Here is a 17,777-nt window from a genome sequence, read left to right as displayed (position 1 = left end):
ATCAGCCCTTCAGCGATGCCTTGAAGTAGACCGGGTAGGCGGGGAAGTCGCCGATGACGAAGTTCTCCACGTTCGACCCGTGCAGGTAGGAGTTCTTGTTATAGGTCAGCGGTACGATCGGCGCCTGCTCCATGATCGCCTTGTCGGCCTCGGCCCAGACCTTCTGAGCTGCGGTCGGGTCGACGGTCTCGGTGGCCTTCTTGATGAGGGCATCGACCTTCTCATCGGAGAAGTGCGAAATGTTGTAGTTGCCGTTGCCGATCTGTGAGGAGTCGAAGAGCGGAGCGATATTGCCGTTTGCCGATGGGAAGTCCGGCTGCCAGGAGCTCAGGGCGAGATCGTAGTCGCCCTTGGCATCCGTTGCGTCGGCGGAGAAGGTGTTCGAGTCGACGGATTTGATGGTCACCTTGATATCGGCGCGTGCCAGTGCTTCCTGGACAGCTTCTGCTTCGGACACGGAGGTGGCGTCATTGGCGACGAGCAGCCTGAGGTCACCGAGCTTCTCTCCGGATTCCTCGAGCAGGGACTTCGCCTTCTCCACATCGCCTTCCGGCTTCGCCTCGTACAGGTCGTAGTCGACGCGTCCGGGGATGCCTGGGGTGATGAGGGTCGAGGCGAAGTCGCCCGAGATCTCGCCTCCGGCGGCGATGCGGAACGTGTCCTTGTTCACCGCATAGTTGATCGCCTGACGAACCTTGACGTTGTCGAGTCCCTTCGAATCGTTGTTCATCGCCAGGTATGACAAAGCTCCGGGGCCCGAGGTGACCAGACGCGACTTCGCATTCGGATCGTTCTGCACCTGGGCGAGCTGAGCAGCGGGCACGAAGCTTGCCGAGAAGCCGTTCTTCGCATCCCCGGAATCGGAGATGAGCGCCTGCGCAGTCACCGAAGCATCCTGACCGAGTTTGAAGACGACTTCGTCGGGGCCGGCGGTACGCACCGGATCGGTCTTCTCATCCCAATTGTCATTGCGGGTCAGCACCGCCTCGGCACCGGACTTGTTCGACTCGACCTTGTACGGACCCGATGCGATGGGATCGAGGCCGTATTTGCCCGGATCGTCCTTCGACTCGGGCACGGGGGAGAAGGCCGGCATCGACGCGATCCACGGGAAGTCGCCGAACGAGGAATCGAGGTGGAAGACGATCGTCTTCTCATCAGGAGTCTCGACGGACTTGAGCTCCTTGCCCTTGAACGGGCCCGCATAGTCATCGCCGCCCTCAAGCAGCGTCTTGTGATAGCTGAGCCCTCCGGAGAGTTCGGTGGAGAAGGAGCGTTCGATGCCGTACTTGATATCGGCCGAGGTGATCTCCGAGCCGTCTTCGTACTTCAGCCCGTCCCTCAGCGTGAAGGTCCAGGTCTTGCCGTCGTCGCTGGCTGTACCGGTGTCAGTGGCGAGATCCGGGACGACCTTCGCCTGTTTGCCTGGCTGGATGTCCCAGGTGGTCAGGCGGCGGTGGACGAACGACAGGGACGTGATCGCCAGGCCCTGGCTCTTGCCCGGATCGAAGTCCATGTCCGGGGCGTCGGAGAAGATGTTGAGCGTCCCTCCCTTGTGCGTCTCGCCGAGGGTGTTGGACTCCCCGCCGTCCTTGTTCAGTTCAGGGTTGGCATTGCAGCCGCTGAGGACGAGACCCAAGGACAGGGTGGCGGCGATGAGTGCTGCGCGTTTCATGGTGTGCCTTTCAGATGTGCGGCGCTGACTGCGTCGCGAAGTCGGTCAAGAGACGAATGAGGAAGAGAGCTGGTATCGACATCGCCGCCGAGGCGGCCCCGTGCGCATGTGTTCGTGTGCGGTGCTCATCGGCCGGTCACCGTTCATCGGACGGCCTTGATTCGCGGGTCGAGCAGCGAATAGCTGAGATCGGCCAGCAGGTTGGCGATGATGACGACGGCGGCTGCGAAGAGAGTCACACCGACGATGACCTGGATGTCGAGGTTCGACACCGCTTCGAGCAGCAGAGTCCCGACTCCGCCGAGCCCGAAGACCTTCTCCGTGATCACGGCCCCGCCGAGGAGTCCGCCGATATCGATGGCGAAGAGCGTCGTCAGCGGCACCACGAGGTTGCGCAGGCCGTGTTTGCCGATCACCGTCGTTTCGGACAGTCCCTTGGCCCTGGCAGTGCGGATGAAGTCCTGGCTGAGCACTTCGAGCATCTGTCCGCGAGTGAGCCGGGCATAGATGGCGCCGTTGGCGATGGCGAGCACGATCCACGGCAGGATGAGGTGGAAGGCCCACATTCCGGGGTTCTCGGTGAACGGCACGTAGCCGCCGATCGGCAGCACGTTGAGGGTGAAGCCGAAGAGGAGGATGCCGAGCAGCCCGAGCAGATAGGTCGGTGCGGAGATGCCGGTGATGGCGGCGCCCATGACCGTGCTGTCGGCGGCAGTTCCGCGTTTGAGAGCGGCGATGAGACCGGCGGCTATTCCGCCGACGCCCCACAGGACCGCAGCTCCGAGGGTGAGCGAGAACGTGATCGGCAGGCGGTCGATGACGAGATCGGTGACCGAATCGCGCAGACGGAACGAATACCCGAAGCAGGGTGCGTTGCAGTGGATTGCGGCCGCGCCCTCACCATAGGTGCGCCCGCCGACGATGCCGCCGAGGAAGTCGAAGAGCTGCTTCCACCAGGCCTGATCGACGCCGAGATAGCGCTCGACCTCGGCCAGACGTTCCGGGGAGCAGGGTTTGCCGCACGAATACTGTGCCGGGTTCGCAGGCATGAGGTAGAAGATCGCGAAGCACGCAGCGGCGATGATGAGCAGTACGAAGGCCGCGCCGAGGAGGCGCATGAGGATGAATTTCGTGCGGTTCATGCCTGCCCTCCCGCGCTCAGCGGATCAGTCGAGACGGGAGCAGCCGCGGGGGCCGCCTCGGTGCTGGTGGTTGTCGAGGCCTCAGCCTCGGACGGGTCGAGGGCATCGCGGAGCCCGTCGCCGAACATGTTGAATCCGAGCGTGACGAGGAACAGAGCCATTCCGGGGAAGATGAGATACATCGGGTCGACTTGGACCCAGCTGATGGCATCGGAGATCGACCGGCCCCATGACGGAGTGGGCGGGTTGACGCCGACGCCGAGGAAGGACAGCGCCGCCTCGGCGCCGATCTTGCCCGGAATCGACACTGTCGTGAAGACGATGATGGTGGCGAGGATGTTCGGAATGATCTCGCGGATGATGATGCGGCCGCTGCCGATGCCCTGCGCCGCGGCGGCGCGGACGAATCCGCGCTCCCGCAAGGACAGGGTCTCGCTGCGGACGACGCGGGCGATCGACGGCCAGCCGAAGAACCCGATGACGAGGATGAGCAGCAGCGGTCGGGGGACGCTGGCCGGGACCGTTGCGGACAATGCGATGGCGAAGATGAGGAACGGGAAGCCGAAGATGATGTCGGTCAGCCTGGAGAGCAGACGGTCAGCGACTCCACCGTAGAAGCCGGCGATGAGACCGACGGCGACGCCGACCATGATGGACACCGCGGTGGAGGCAAGACCGATGAGCAGTGACACCTGCGCCCCATAGCTGACGATGGCGAAGAGATCTCGGCCCGTGCGGGGTTCGACGCCGAACCAGTGTTGAGCACTTACCCCGCCCAATGGTCCGGTCGGGGCTGTGTCCGGGCCGAGTGCATCCGGGTTGTAGGCATACGGGCTGTTGCCGGTGATCGCAGAGAATGCGGGAGCGAGCGCAGCGAGGGCGACGAAGAAGACGACGAGCGCGAGGCCGATCATGGCGGGACGGGACCGCCTCAGGCGCGTCCAGACGGTGATGCGCTGACCGCGTGGGGGTGGTGCTTGAGCCATGTTCTGCTTTCTTAGACGGCGTCGCCGTTCTTGAGCCGAGCGGGTGTGCTCGGAGAAGGGCGGGTGCGACCCGGAGGTGGCCGGGTTCGGCTTGGTTGCCTGAACTGCTCAACAATTATTACTCCTGAATTCCTCCTGGGCAAAGTCTGGATGCTTTCTCGGTCTGTGGACGGTCGGCTCCCGTGGGCGGCGATCGGCCGGTCCGGCTGGGATCTGTGAGCCCTCTGCCTAGCCTGAGCGCAATCATTCGTGGGCATGGAGGGTGATCTGGACTACTGTGGATGTGTGACGAATTACAGATTCGAAGACTTCGAGCCCACCATCGACGAAGCCACCGGCGAGCCGGACGAGCGCACCAAGGCGTACTTCGCCTCGACGAGTGTGGGCTTCCACGACCCGCGTTCGACGGATGCGGCCCTGGTGGGCAGGGTGAAGCGGGCGATCGCCGATGGGCGCAAGCTCACCGCCGTCTACGCCGACCAGGAGTTCGGCCACGGATTGGATTCGTCGATCCCGGTCGCGACCTTCGCTTGGTTCGAAAAACTCGTCAACGTCGGCGGCGGTCGGCTGGTCCCGGGTCACCTCATCACCTGGATCACGGTGCGACCGACCCACCGGCGGCGCGGTCTGCTGCGGTCGCTGATGACCACGGACCTCGCCGAGGCGAAGGCGGCCGGCTACCCGTTCGCCGCACTGACCGCGACCGAAGGCGGAATCTACTCGCGCTTCGGCTTCGGTGTGGCCACCTGGCTGCGTTCGATCGAGGTCGACACCTCTCCCGGCTTCAAAATGGTCCGCGAACCCGATCGCCGTGTCGAGATGTGCCTGCCCAGCGAGCTGCGCGAACTCGCTCCGAAGATCTACGACCGTTTCATGCGGACCTCGCCCGGAGCGATGGAGCGCCAGCAGACCTACATCGAACGCGCCACCGGCGCCCTCAACACTGAGACGGGCGAAGAGGACCGCGGTGTCCGCGCGGCCCTGCACTTCGACGAACAGGGCGAGCCCGACGGCTATGTGTCCTACAAGTTCGCCGGCTGGTCGAAGACCCCGCCGACCGTCGACATCATCGACTTCGTGGCCGTCACCGATGCGGCCTACGCCTCCCTGTGGTCGTTCCTCGCCGCCATCGACCTGTCGACCCGCGTGACCTTCGGCGAGTCCGCCGAATACTCCCCGCTGCCGTGGCTGCTCACCGATTCCAGGCGTGTGAAGACCGTCGCGAGCGAGGACAACATCTGGATCCGCATCCTCGACGTCAAGGCCGCACTCGAAGCCCGGCCCTGGTATGTGCCCGGAACGCTGACGATCGACATCGACGATTCCCTCGACCTCGCAGGGGGACGCTTCACGATCACCTCTGACGGTGAGAGCGCCGAGGTGACCCCTGCCTCCGATTCGACGCCGGCAGACCTGGGGCTCGGCATCGCCGAGCTCGGGTCCCTGTACCTCGGCGGCGCCGATCCCGTCATCCTCGCCCGGGCCGGACGCATCGATGAGCAGACGCCGGGATCCGCCGTACTCGCCAGCGCAATGTTCAGCCTCGGTCGGGCACCGTATTCTCCGAACGGATTCTGAGCACGCCACGGATTCTGAGCAACCCGAACGGTCTGTTGAGCGATTCTTCCCAGAATCTGAGACCTTGTGAAGGAATCCTGAAAGTCTCATAAGGTGGACGCGTCCCGGACGCAACAGGAGGAAATCAGTGCCCAAGCCCGTCGTGCTCATCGCCGAAGAACTGTCACCGGCCACCATCGAAGCTCTCGGAGGAGACTTCGAGATCCGTCACACCGAGGGCGCCGACCGATCCCAGCTCCTGCCCGCCATCGCCGACGCCGATGCGATCCTCGTCCGGTCTGCCACGCAGGTCGACGCCGAAGCCATCAACGCTGCGAAGAAACTCAAGGTCATCGCCCGCGCCGGCGTCGGACTCGACAATGTCGATGTCCCCGCGGCCACCTCGGCGGGTGTCATGGTCGTCAACGCACCCACGTCGAACATCATCTCCGCAGCCGAGCTGACGATGGCCCACATCCTCGGCTCGGCTCGCTACTTCGGAGCCGGAAACACCTCGCTGAAGGCGGGGGAGTGGAACCGGAAGAAGTACACCGGCGTCGAACTCTACGAGAAGACCCTGGGCATCGTCGGCCTCGGTCGCATCGGCGGACTCGTCGCCGAACGCGCGAAGGCCTTCGGCATGCGACTCGTCGGCTACGACCCCTACATCACCCAGGCCCGCGCGGCTCAGATGGGCGTCGAGGTCCTCGACCTGCCCGGTCTGCTCGCCGTGTCCGACTTCGTCACCGTGCACATGCCGAAGACGCCGGAGACGGTCGGCATGATCAGCACCGAGGAGCTCAAAGCCGCCAAGCCCGGAGCCCGGTTCATCAACGTCGCCCGCGGCGGCATCATCGACGAGGCAGCCCTGGCCGAGGCTGTGGCCAACGGCGAGGTCGGCGGTGCCGGAATCGACGTCTGGAACGTCGAACCGCCGGAGCACTCGGCACTCATGGATCTCGATGCCGTCAACGTCACCCCGCATCTGGGCGCCTCGACTCATGAGGCCCAGGAGAAGGCCGGCGTCGCCGTGGCGAAGTCCGTGCGCAAGGCCCTGGCCGGGGAACTCGTCCCCGATGCGGTCAACGTCGCAGGCGGCGCCATCCACGAGGATGTGCGCCCGGGCATTCCCCTGGCCGAGCGTCTGGGCCGGGTCGTCAACGCTCTGGCGGACTCCTCGGTCACGCACTTCAAGGTCGAGGTCAACGGCGAGATCGCCGACAAGGACGTCTCCGTCCTCAAGCTCTCCGCGCTCAAGGGCCTGTTCAAGGACGTCGTGTCCGATCAGGTCTCCTATGTCAACGCTCCGCTGCTGGCCGAAGAGCGTGGAATCGGCGTCGAGCTCGTCACCGATCCGTACTGCGAATCGTTCCGCAACATCACCCGACTGACCGCGACGACGAGCACCGGGCAGCGCATCTCCGTGTCCGGCACGGTCACCGGTCCGAAGCTCGTGCAGAAGCTCACCGAGGTCGACGGCTACTCGCTCGAGATCGAACTGACCGACAACCTGCTGATCTTCCGCTACGAGGACCGTCCGGGAATCATCGGTCAGCTGGGTCTGGCACTCGGTGCGAACAACGTCAACATCGCGGGAATGCAGGTCTCGCCTGCATCGACGAGCAACGAGGCGCTGTCCGTGCTCGCCGTGGATTCGGTCGTCTCGGACGAGGTCGTCAAGGCCGTGGCCGGTGCCGTGAACGCCTCGGCCTTCACCGGCGTCTCGCTCCAGGAGGACTGAGCCCCTCAGCAGAAGACCCGTTCACCCCGCAAGCCACAGAGCGAAGCGGGGTGAACGGGTCTTCTGCGCTGTCAGGGTCCAGAATTCGTCGACGAGAACGGCGACGGCGATGCCGATGAAGGCGCCGGCGATCGTGTCGGTGAGCCAATGGACCTGGAGCGCTGTCCGAGACCACATCATGCCGAGGATCCAGATCCCGGCGAGGATGAACGACCAATGGAAGCCCATCCTCGGTGCTTGTGCTTGTGCTTGTGCTTGTGCTTGTGCTTGTGCTTCCTGGGCTGTCGATCCGCGCAGCTGATGACGGCGGCAGGCGATGATGGCCAGACTCATGGCCAGTGCGGCGGCGCCCATCGAATGCCCCGAGGGATAGGAGAACCCCAAGGATTCGTAGAGCTGGTCGCCGGGGCGCAGCCGGGTGACGATGGCCTTGAGGATCTCCGAGGCGGCGATGCCGGCGAGCATCGTGGTGACGAGGAAGAGCGCCGAGCGCAGGCGTCTGCGCAACACGAAGACGCCTGTGAGCAACGCGGTGCAGATGACCACACCCGTGCCGCCGCCGACCTCGGCGAGGACGACGGCGATCCAATACGGCACCGAACCTCTATCGAGACCGGCGAACTCCAACCAGGACTGATCGACCGGGGTGGGCCCGATGCGCTCGAGATGCAGCCACAGTCCGAAGGCGATGACGAGCAGGACGGCGGGCAGTGTTGCCCACAGCAGCCAAGGCGGCTGTCGGCTCAAGCGTTCCAGAGACCGTAGGCGTCGGCCATGGACGCGATCTTCTTGGCGCGGGCCAGGCGCGGCAGGTAGGAGCCGTCGGTGATCTCGGATCCGCCTTCGGCGGCTTCGAGCATCTGGCGGGCCCAATCGCGTTCGTCTTCGCTCGGGCTCATGGCCTCGTTGAGGGTGTTGACCTGGTCGACGGTGAGGACGAGCTTTCCGGTCATGCCCATCATGTGTGTGACTTCGGCATCGGCCCAGACCTTCTCATCATCGGCATCGGCGGCCGAAGGGCCGTCGATGGGTCCGGGAAGGCCGCCCATGCGAGAGGCGATCGTCAGGCGTGAGCGGGCATAGGCCAGAGCCATCGGATCGCCGGAGAAGCCGGTGTCCTTGCGGAAGTCATTGGTGCCGAAGGCGAGGCGGAAGGTGCCGGGCGCCTCGGCGATGCGGGTGGCGTTCTCCACTCCGCGGGCCGATTCCAGGAGGGCGAGCACGGGCAGGCCGGCCTTCGCGCGCATCGCGGTGTAGGACACCTGCTCGGGGCGTTCGGTCTCGGGCAGCATGACTCCGCGCAGGCCCGGAAGCATGGCGACGGCGGCGAGGTCGTCGGCCCAGAACTCGGATTCCATCTTGTTGATCCGCACCCAGGCGGACATTCCCGAGTCGAGGGCGCGCACGACATTGTCGCGGGCTTCGATCTTCTTGTCATCGGCGACAGAAGCCTCGAGGTCGAAGATGACGGAATCCGCTTCCGAGGTCTGCGCAGGAGTGAACAGTTCCTCCCTCGCAGCATTGACGAGCAGCCAGGACCGGGAGAGTTTGGCGGGCAGAGCTGCGGCGCGGGCGTTGCGGATGATTTCGGTCAATGATCGACTTTCTCTCGGGGCTGGTTGCGGTTGGCCCCCACGGGGTTTGGGGTGCTGTCTCCATTTTCGTCCCTGCGGCGTCGGATGTGTAGCCGAGAACAGTGATTGAGACGTGAATTTGTTCATGTCGGCACACGGAGCGCGGGGCAGCGGCGGGTGCGGCGGTCGTCGTCCGATGTGTTCGCGCCGCTTTTGAGCTGACGTCGCTGCACTTCCGCGCTTCTGCGACGGCGCCGAGGCCGGTTCACATTGTAAGACGCTGTAGTTGTATCGTGAGATTGAGTCTTATTCTGTGAGCATGAAGTTCTCAATCGCAGTCATGCCCGGAGATGGAATCGGCAACGAGGTCGTCCCCGAAGGCCTCAAAGTCCTCAAGCGCGCCATCGAGGTGTCCGGCGAGCCCGTCGAGCTCGAGCTCACCGATTACAAGGTCGGTGCTCAGCGCTATCACGAGACCGGTGAGACGCTCACCGACGAAGAGCTCGAATCGCTGCGTGAACATGATGCCATCTTCTTCGGCGCCTGCGGAGATCCGTCCGTGCCCTCCGGCGTGCTCGAGCGCGGAGTCATCCTCAAGATGCGCTTCGGGCTGGGGCATGCTGTGAACCTGCGTCCCTCGAAGCTGTTCGCCGGAGTCACCAGCCCGCTGGCCGAGCCCGGGAAGATCGACTTCGTCGTCGTCCGCGAGGGCACCGAGGGCTCGTACACCGGATCCGGCGGTTCCGTGCGCACGGACACGCCGCAGGAAGTCGCGACCGAGGTCTCGGTCAACACCTGGTACGGCGTCGAGCGCGCCGTCCGCGATGCCTTCGCCCGCGCTCAGGCGCGGAACAAGAAGCTCACCTACGTGCACAAGCACAATGTCATGGTCCACGCCGGTCACCTGTGGCGTCGCGTGGTCGAGAAGGTCGGGCAGGAATTCCCCGAGGTGGCCGTCAACTACGAGCACACCGATGCGTGCACGATCTACATGGTCACGAATCCCGAGCGCTACGACGTCATCGTCACCGACAACCTCTTCGGTGACATCCTCACCGACCTCGCAGCCGCGGTCACCGGCGGAATCGGTCTGGCAGCCTCGGGGAACCTCAACGTCGAAGGAACGGCGCCGAGCCTGTTCGAACCGATCCACGGGTCCGCTCCGGACATCGCCGGGCAGCAGATCGCCGACCCGACCGCCTCGATCCTTTCGGGGGCGCTCATGGCCTCCCATCTGGGGCTCGAGACCGTGGCCAAGGCGATCGAGACGGCCGTGGAGGCCGACCTCGCCGAGCGCGACGGCACGAAGCGGTCCACCGCCGAGGTGGGCGACGCGATCGCGGCACGCCTCGGCTGACCGGATCGACCGGCTCTGCGAGGGGGCGAGTGGGTGACCATGGGGTCACCTCTGCGAGGGGGCGGATGGGCAACCATGGGGTCACCTCTGCGAGGATGAACCCAACCGAGCGACACCCGATTTCAGGTTTGACGACATCACCCCGGTGCGACGAGCGCCGGGGTGATGGACTACCCTGAAAGTGTCACTCATCACAAGTGAGAAAAGAGTTTTCATGACAGATTTCACCGTTCTTAAGAACCTCCAGCCGCAACCCGAGCTGGTGCGCGAGAACATCAAGAAGGATCCCGGCTTCGGCCAGTACTTCACCGACCACATGGCGCACATCCGCTATACGATCGATGACGGTTGGCAGGGGCACGAGGTCCGGCCGTACGGTCCGCTGCTGCTCGACCCGGCAGCCGCCGTCCTCCACTATGCCCAGGAGATCTTCGAGGGGCTCAAGGCCTACCGTCATGCCGACGGATCGGTATGGACGTTCCGACCCGAGCGCAATGCCGCGCGCATCAACAAGTCCGCCGAGCGTCTCGCGCTGCCGCAGCTGCCCGAAGAGGACTTCATCGACTCGCTCAAGCACCTGGTCAGCCTCGATCAGGCGTGGGTTCCGACGCCGGAGTCGGACGCCGACGAGTCGAGTCTCTACCTGCGCCCGTTCATGATCGCCACGGAGCGGTTCCTCGGCGTGCGGGCGAGCCACGAGGTCGACTACTACGTCATCGCCTCACCGGCCGGACCCTACTTCTCCGGCGGCATCAAGCCGGTGTCGATCTGGCTCTCGCCGAAGCTCAAGCGCGCCGGCGCGGGCGGCACCGGATTCGCCAAGTGCGGCGGCAACTATGCATCGTCGCTGGTGGCGACCAACGAGGCGGCCGCCAAGGGCTGCCAGCAGGTGCTGTTCACCGACTCGGTGGAGAACAAGTACATCGACGAGCTCGGCGGCATGAACCTCATGCTCGTGACGAGGAGCGGCAAGCTGCTCACCCCGGCGCTGAGCGATTCGATCCTCGACGGCGTCACCCGCCGTTCGCTGCTCGAACTGGCACCTCAGCTCGGACTCGAGGCCGAAGAGCGTCAGATCTCCATCGAGGAGTGGCGCGAGGGCGCGGCCAGCGGCGAGATCGTCGAGGCGTTCGCCTGCGGCACCGCCGCGGTCATCACGCCGATCAGCAAGCTCGTCAGCGAAGACTTCACCATCGACCATGGTGAAGAGGCTGGTGAGAAGACCATGGAGCTGCGCAAGACGCTGCTCGGCATCCAGTACGGACGCGTCGAGGACAAGAACAACTGGCTCGTGCGGCTGGCCTGAGGGTCGGGGCTCTGGAGGGCCGGGCGTCGCGATGATCGCGGAGTCCGGCCCTTTGTGTCTGTCCGTCTGCTGTTGCGGAGCCGTTGATTACGGGGTGGCCGGTCGGCAGATATTTTACGCAGCTATGCGTTAAATGGGGTACTGTGTCTTCGTGCACACGACCACCTCGGCGTCAATACCGACAGCCTCCGAAGTCATCGCTCACCTGCCATGGAAGTGGCGCACTCAAGGTGCCATCTTCATCATCGGCGGGCTCGGTTTCATGTTCGACGCATGGGACGTCGCCCTCAACGGATTCCTCATTCCGCTGCTCAGCGACTATTGGAGTCTCACCGTCGGCCAGGCCGCCTGGATCGCGACCGCCAACCTCATCGGCATGGCACTTGGTGCCTTCATCTGGGGCGGCATCGCCGACGTCATCGGTCGGAAGAAGGCCTTCACTCTCACGCTCCTCGTGTTCTCGATCTTCACCGTCGCCGGAGCCTTCGCACCGGCATATGGGTGGTTCATCCTCTTCCGCTTCCTTGCGGGATTCGGGCTCGGCGGATGTATCCCCGTGGACTACGCCCTCGTCGGGGAGTTCACTCCCAGCCGTCACCGCGGACGCGTGCTCACGGCTATGGACGGCTGGTGGCCGATCGGCGCCTCGCTCTGTGCGTTCGTGTCGGCTTACCTCCTCGGCTTCGGGGACTGGCGCCTGATCATGCTCGTCATGATCGTGCCGGCGCTGTTGACGGTGGCGGTGCGTTTCGGGATTCCCGAATCACCTCTCTACCTGGCCTCGGTCGGACGCTACGCAGAGGCCGATGCGATCATCAGGCGACTGGTCGAGCGCACCGGTGCCGACGTGCGTGAGTGGACACACGAGCCGGTCGGAGGGACTGCTGCGACGCCGAGCTCGAGTGCAGAGCCCAAGGTCAGTGGGCAGCTGCGTGCGGCCAGTGGTCAGCTGGTGCAGCTGTGGCAGCATTCCGCGAGGACGACTCTCGTCGCCTGGTCGCTGTTCGTCTCCGTCCTTCTTGTCTACTATGCGGCGCTGACATGGCTGCCGGGGATCCTCAAGAAGCAGGGGCTGGCCGATCAGGCGGCATTCCTCGTCACCGGGTCGATGACAGCGGTGGGCATCCTCGGTGTGATCGTCTCCGCGCTCATCGTCGAACGATTCGGTCGCAAATGGGTGCTCGGGGTCTCGTCGATCGTGGCCGCGATCCTCCTCGTCGGATCGGCAGTGTTCATCGAAGCCTCCGGCGCCGACCTCACCTGGACTGCGAAGGCCGCAATCATCGGGTTCGGCTTCGTCATCCAGATCGCCATCCCGACGCTCTACACCTACGTCTCCGAGCTCTATCCCACCCGCCTGCGCGGATCCGGATTCGGATGGGCGTCGGCAGCGTCTCGACTGGCGACAGGAATCGCCCCGATCGTCTTTGGTGCGTTCATGTGGCCCGTGCTCGGACTGGCGCTGACGTTCGTCCTCACCGGCGCGCTTGTGGTCGTCGCCGTGCTGCTCATGGGCTTCCTCGCCCGAGAGACGACCGGCGAAGAACTGAGCTGAGGCAGCCGCGAAAGCAGCGGGGCAGCTCCACCTCGAACCGATTGGCAACGGATCTGCTTCCATGAAGCTGTGACCTGCACAGATGGTCGCGCGAAATCTCGTGTCAGTGGCGAACGATAGTGTTCTGGACATGGAGGCAAAGCCGGTTCCAGACGTGCTCACCGAGATCGCTCGGTGGTGTGAGAGCCTGTCCGAAATGCCTCCTGCCGCGACCGAGGAAGAGGCGATCGATCGCATCACGGCTCTCGAGGAGCTGACTTCCGCCTGCGCCGCCGCGCAGGCCCGCGAATCCCTGACGTTCGATACGCACCGCAGGAATCGGGAAGCCGAAGACGGGATCCCGAGCAAGAAGCAGGGCCTCGGAGTCGGTGCGGAGATCGGCTTAGCCAGAAAGGTCTCCCGGCACCGTGGCAACGCGCTGCTCAAATTCTCTCGGACCCTGCTCTTGGATCTGCCCAATGTCTACAGGGCGATGAAAGGTGGCGACATCTCGGAGGAGAAGGCCCGCACGGTCGCAAAGGAATCCGACTGGCTTCCCCGGGAGAAGAAGCACGAGCTCGACGAGCAGATGGCCGGACGCCTGGCCGAGGTGGGTGTGAGGCGACTGGGCAACGAAGTGAGGGCTCTCGCACAGAGACTCGATCAGAAGGCTGCAGTCGACCACCTCGAGCGCTGTATCGAGGAGCGCTCGGTCAGTGTGCGTCCGGCACCGGGAAATATGGCGTATCTGACCGCTCTGCTGCCGATGCCGCAGGCTGTCGCCGCATTCGCCAACCTCAAGAAGTCGGCGCAGACTGCCATCGCCACCGGCAGAGCCGACGGTCGAGGTCAGAATCAGATCGCTGCGGATCTCTTGGTCGAGCGACTGACCGGGCAGGCTGCTGCTGCGGCAGTGCCCACTGAAGTCCACCTCATCATGCAGGACAGCAGTCTGTTCGGGCCCGGGGAAGAATCGGCATGGTTCCCCGGAGTCGGCCCGATCCCGGCACAAGCCGCCAGGGCCGTCGTTGCCGAGAACGAGGCCGCCACCTTCATCCGCAGGCTCTACACTCGGCCCGAAGACGGGCAGCTCGTGAGGATGGACTCGCGCCGCAGGGAATTCTCCGGGCTGCTTCGACGCATGGTCGTCTTCCGCGACGACGTCTGCCGCTCGCCGTGGTGCGAGGCCCCCATCCAGCACGCCGATCATGCCGACGCGGCTGCCGGCGGCGGCGAAACCGAGTGGGACAACGCCTCTGGACTGTGCGCCGCCTGCAACTATCTCAAAGAGCTCAGCGGGTGGCGCCACAAGGCAACTGCCGACTCCCTCGAGGTCGTCACACCGACCGGTCACCACTACAAAACCCGCACCAAACCACTCAGCGGTTCCGATCCCGGATGCGCCTCCGGTCAGGACGGGGGACTCGGTGCGAGGCATGGCCCCGGCCAACAGGATCCTCCTGATCAGCAGCACGATCGGGAACGGCAGCAACTTCCCGGTCGACAACACGGTCCCGAGCCGGGACGAGACTATGGCCCCGAACCGGGACGAGGGCCCGTTCAAGCAGCGGAGGCGACGGCGCCGCCCGGTGACGGAGATCGTGCCGCGCCGCCCGGTGATGGAACCCGTGCCGCGCCGCTGGACGACGGACCTCGTGCCGTTCCCCCGAGCGACCGTGACGGTGCTTCACCAGACGAAGCCGAACACGCGTTCTCGGTGCTGATCCCATGGCGGTACGTTCGCCGGACCTCGCAGCCGGCAATTGTCGAAGTTGGCGGAACCACTATCGGAATCGATATCTTTGATGCCGACGAACGCCCGATGAGCCCCACCGAAGAACTACTCTGCGCCGCAATCCTCGAACACCGAGGCAGGCTGTGAACCGAGTCTGCCGAAGCGATGATAAGTGGTCACCGAATGTTCAACTGCCCGCTCCATCACGGGACTATGGTGATAGTCATGAACGACCTCAACGGGCAGCCGTCGCCCGCTGACCACATCGCGCCCTCCGGCCGCGCAGACGTTCCCGCGGTCGAAATCGTGTGGGGGATGCCGACGGGAATGGGGCCGTTGTGGCAGGGCATGCCCTCGGGGCCGGGAATCACCGGAGTCCTCCCGCCCCGCAACGAGGTCGAAGCAGTCTATGGGGCCGCTGCCGCCGAGCCGCCGCTGAACGAGGACCCGAGGTTTGCGGCAGTGTTCGCCGGCGTCTACGAAGTCTCCGTCCGCAACGGGCAGGTCCTCATGACATTGACCCGGACCCAGCCCGACGGCCGGCTGAGCTCATTCGCCTACGGACACCATTGGAAATGGGAAGAACAGAAATATCCGTGGGCCTTCGAACTGCAGCGCCGCCTCGGCGAGGTTTCGACCGAACTCGAATCGACCTTCGCTCTCAACCTGCTCGCCCGTGATCCGAACCGGCGCGAACGAGGACTGGGACGGCGCACTCTCGAGGCGTGGATCGGGGAGGTCGGACGCTTCGGCTGCTGGCTGCAGACCGACGATATCGACAGCCCGGCACGACGGCTCTACGAGGAACTCGGCTTCACCGAACTCGGCCACGGGCCCGAGGCACCCAACGGGCACCCCGGCTTGGTCATGTTCCGCAGCCCGCGGTGAGAAATCCTCGGCAGAACAGTTTCTCGTCAGCGGCGACACGTGGCCGCGTCGGCGGCGGTCACTAGGATGGGAGCATGCGTGAAGAAGACTCCTCGAAGGCGGCCTCGACGGTGAACGCCGAACTGCCCGACGACGAAAACCTCTGGCTCGAAGACATCTACGGCGAGGAGCAGATCGCCTGGGTGAAGGACCAGAACGCGAAGACCCTCGAACGTTTTCACGACGGCCTCTTCGACGACATCTCCGGTGATCTGCGCACTGCGCTGGACTCCGACGACCGCATCCCGATGGTCACCAAACGCGGTGATCACTTCTATAACTTCTGGCGGGACAAGACGAACCCGAAGGGCTTGTGGCGACGCACCTCCTGGGACAGCTACCGCACGGCCACCCCCGACTGGGAGGTGCTGCTCGACCTCGACGAACTGGCCGCAGAGGAAGACACCGCCTGGGTCTGGTCAGGAGCGATGGTGCGCCGCAGCGACAACCGCCGCGCACTCGTCCTCCTGTCCCCGGACGGAGGCGACTCACACCGAGTCCGCGAATTCGACCTCGACGACCGCGCCTTCGTCGACGGAGGCTTCGACATCCCCGCCGCCAAGACACGGTTGGCCTGGCTCGACGACGACACCGTGCTCGTCGCCACCGAAACCGACGCCGACTCACTGACGACCTCGTCCTACCCACGCCAAGCCCGAGCGCTCCGCCGCGGTCAGAACCTCGACGACGCCCCGATCGTCGCCGAAGTGCCACGCGACCACGTGGCGATCTTCGTCGGCAGCGACATCCGCCCCGACACCGAGGCCACCGACCGCGCCGTCATCATCGACGCCATCGACTTCTTCAACTCGACGATGAGCTTCCTCGACCTCGCCGACATCACGAGCGCAGACGGTTCGCTGTCAGTCGAACCGACGGCATGGGCCGACGCGCTCAACAAGGTCGACGTCCCCACCGACGTCGAGGTCGGCTTCGAGCGCGACCTCGTGCTCTTCCGGCCCCAGTCGACGTGGACGTCCACCACCACCGAGGTGGCCGCCGGCGGCCTCGCCATCGCCGATATCGATGCAGTCAAGGCAGGCGAGATCGCTCCGCGCGTGATCTTCACCCCCGACGCCCACACCTCCCTGCAGTCCTTCACCTTCACCCGGGACTACCTCGTGCTCGAGCTGCTCGCCGACGTACAGTCGAAGCTCACGGTCCTCGACCTGAACAACGACTTCGCCGAATCCGCCCTGCCCGGAGTCCCGGCCAACCATATGGTCGGCCTCGGCGCGGTCGACAAGTACGACCCGGCCACCGCCAACGACTTCTGGATGGTCAGCACCGGCTTCCTCACGCCCTCGACATTGTCGTACGGCACCCTGGGCCCCTCGGACGAAGCTGCGGGAACGAAGGAGTCCACCATCGAGGTGATCAAGTCAGCCCCGGCGATGTTCGATGCTGAAGGGCTGAGCGTCGAACAGCACTTCGCCACCAGCGCCGACGGGACGAAGATCCCGTACTTCCAGATCGGAGCCGACGACCTCCCGCTCGACGGAGAGAATCCCACCCTGCTCGACGGCTACGGCGGCTTCGAAGTCAGCCGCACTCCCGGATACTCACCCGTCGTCGGCATCGGCTGGCTCAGCCGCAGCACCACCGGCAACACCCTCCCGGCAGGTCGCCGAGGCGTCTATGTCCTCGCGAACATCCGCGGCGGAGGCGAATACGGACCCGAATGGCACACCTCGGCGATGCGGGAGAACCGCATGCGCTGCTATGAAGATCACTCGGCAGTGGCTCGCGATCTCATCGCCCGCGGCGTGACGAGTCCGCAGACTCTCGCCTGTGCCGGCGGATCCAACGGTGGCCTGTTGGTGGGCAATATGCTCACCCAATATCCCGAGCTCTTCGGTGCTGTGTCCTGCGGAGTGCCGCTGCTGGACATGGCCCGATACACGAAGCTCAGCGCCGGCTATTCGTGGAAGGCCGAGTACGGAGACCCGGACGTGGCCGAGGACTGGGCGTTCATCAGGGAATTCTCTCCCTACCACCTCCTCGAGGACGGTCAGGACTATCCGCCGGTGCTGTTCTGGACGGCCACGTCGGATGATCGGGTGGGGCCGGTGCAGGCCCGGAAGATGGCCGCCCGGATGCAGGCGGACGGAATCGAGAACGTGTGGTTCTTCGAAGACACCGAAGGCGGACATTCCGCCGCTTCGGACAATGAACAGACCGCATTCACCCGGGCGCTGAGCTACCGGTTCATGTGGAACGCACTGACAGGGGAGTAGGTTGGG

The 17,777-nt window shown here is 64.8% G+C and carries 13 protein-coding genes; 8 read left to right on the top strand and 5 right to left on the bottom strand.

Annotated features, from left to right (window positions below; all coding sequences use genetic code 11):
• Window position 1: 1 nt before the first annotated feature.
• The 3 genes from ACVZTU_RS12425 to ACVZTU_RS12415 form a co-directional block, all read right to left on the bottom strand.
• Window positions 2–1,675, bottom strand: a complete 1,674-nt coding sequence (locus ACVZTU_RS12425; protein ID WP_139468867.1) for an ABC transporter substrate-binding protein — start codon at window positions 1,673–1,675, stop codon at window positions 2–4.
• Window positions 1,676–1,818: 143 nt separating this feature from the next.
• The gene (locus tag ACVZTU_RS12420) at window positions 1,819–2,817 is read right to left on the bottom strand and encodes an ABC transporter permease (RefSeq protein WP_139468866.1); all 999 of its coding nucleotides are present in this window, start codon (window positions 2,815–2,817) and stop codon (window positions 1,819–1,821) included.
• Entirely contained in the window at window positions 2,814–3,803 is a 990-nt protein-coding gene (locus tag ACVZTU_RS12415) for an ABC transporter permease (protein ID WP_181271646.1), read from the bottom strand. The genes ACVZTU_RS12420 and ACVZTU_RS12415 overlap by 4 nt, the downstream gene beginning before the upstream one ends.
• Before the next feature lie 285 nt (window positions 3,804–4,088).
• On the opposite strand from ACVZTU_RS12415, the gene ACVZTU_RS12410 reads away from it, so the two are divergent.
• Window positions 4,089–5,381, top strand: a complete 1,293-nt coding sequence (locus ACVZTU_RS12410) for a GNAT family N-acetyltransferase (RefSeq protein ID WP_139468864.1) — start codon at window positions 4,089–4,091, stop codon at window positions 5,379–5,381.
• A gap of 127 nt (window positions 5,382–5,508) precedes the next feature.
• A complete protein-coding gene (gene serA / locus ACVZTU_RS12405; protein WP_172171209.1) occupies window positions 5,509–7,101 on the top strand; it encodes a phosphoglycerate dehydrogenase in 1,593 nt (530 codons plus the stop codon).
• A gap of 21 nt (window positions 7,102–7,122) precedes the next feature.
• Here serA and ACVZTU_RS12400 read toward each other — a convergent pair whose 3' ends face one another.
• Together ACVZTU_RS12400 and ACVZTU_RS12395 are read right to left on the bottom strand one after the other, a co-directional pair.
• Window positions 7,123–7,848 (bottom strand): phosphatase PAP2 family protein, encoded by a 726-nt coding sequence (locus ACVZTU_RS12400; RefSeq protein ID WP_482400502.1) that lies wholly within the window; start codon window positions 7,846–7,848, stop codon window positions 7,123–7,125.
• Window positions 7,845–8,696: an HpcH/HpaI aldolase/citrate lyase family protein gene (locus ACVZTU_RS12395; protein ID WP_139468861.1), complete on the bottom strand. Its 852-nt coding sequence runs from the start codon at window positions 8,694–8,696 to the stop codon at window positions 7,845–7,847. Before ACVZTU_RS12395 ends, ACVZTU_RS12400 begins: the two co-directional genes overlap by 4 nt.
• Window positions 8,697–8,994: 298 nt before the next feature.
• Between ACVZTU_RS12395 and ACVZTU_RS12390 the strand changes: the two genes are divergently transcribed.
• The 6 genes from ACVZTU_RS12390 to ACVZTU_RS12365 all read left to right on the top strand — a co-directional run bounded on the left by ACVZTU_RS12390 (window position 8,995) and on the right by ACVZTU_RS12365 (window position 17,771).
• Entirely contained in the window at window positions 8,995–10,032 is a 1,038-nt protein-coding gene (locus tag ACVZTU_RS12390; protein WP_139468860.1) for a 3-isopropylmalate dehydrogenase, read from the top strand.
• Window positions 10,033–10,246: 214 nt separating this feature from the next.
• Entirely contained in the window at window positions 10,247–11,338 is a 1,092-nt protein-coding gene (locus ACVZTU_RS12385) for a branched-chain amino acid aminotransferase (RefSeq protein WP_482400501.1), read from the top strand.
• A gap of 151 nt (window positions 11,339–11,489) precedes the next feature.
• Window positions 11,490–12,893, top strand: a complete 1,404-nt coding sequence (locus ACVZTU_RS12380; protein ID WP_139468858.1) for an MFS transporter — start codon at window positions 11,490–11,492, stop codon at window positions 12,891–12,893.
• A 130-nt stretch (window positions 12,894–13,023) separates the two neighbouring features.
• Window positions 13,024–14,754: a DUF222 domain-containing protein gene (locus ACVZTU_RS12375; RefSeq protein ID WP_482400500.1), complete on the top strand. Its 1,731-nt coding sequence runs from the start codon at window positions 13,024–13,026 to the stop codon at window positions 14,752–14,754.
• Between the two features lie 78 nt (window positions 14,755–14,832).
• Entirely contained in the window at window positions 14,833–15,495 is a 663-nt protein-coding gene (locus ACVZTU_RS12370) for a GNAT family N-acetyltransferase (protein WP_482400499.1), read from the top strand.
• A gap of 74 nt (window positions 15,496–15,569) precedes the next feature.
• Window positions 15,570–17,771 (top strand): prolyl oligopeptidase family serine peptidase, encoded by a 2,202-nt coding sequence (locus ACVZTU_RS12365; protein ID WP_139468855.1) that lies wholly within the window; start codon window positions 15,570–15,572, stop codon window positions 17,769–17,771.
• Window positions 17,772–17,777: the final 6 nt, after the last annotated feature.

The sequence above is a fragment of the Brevibacterium sp. OS20 genome (genome assembly GCF_056837565.1).
The sequence above is the reverse complement of the archived record's forward strand: the minus strand, read 5'-3'. Positions and strand labels throughout refer to the sequence as shown.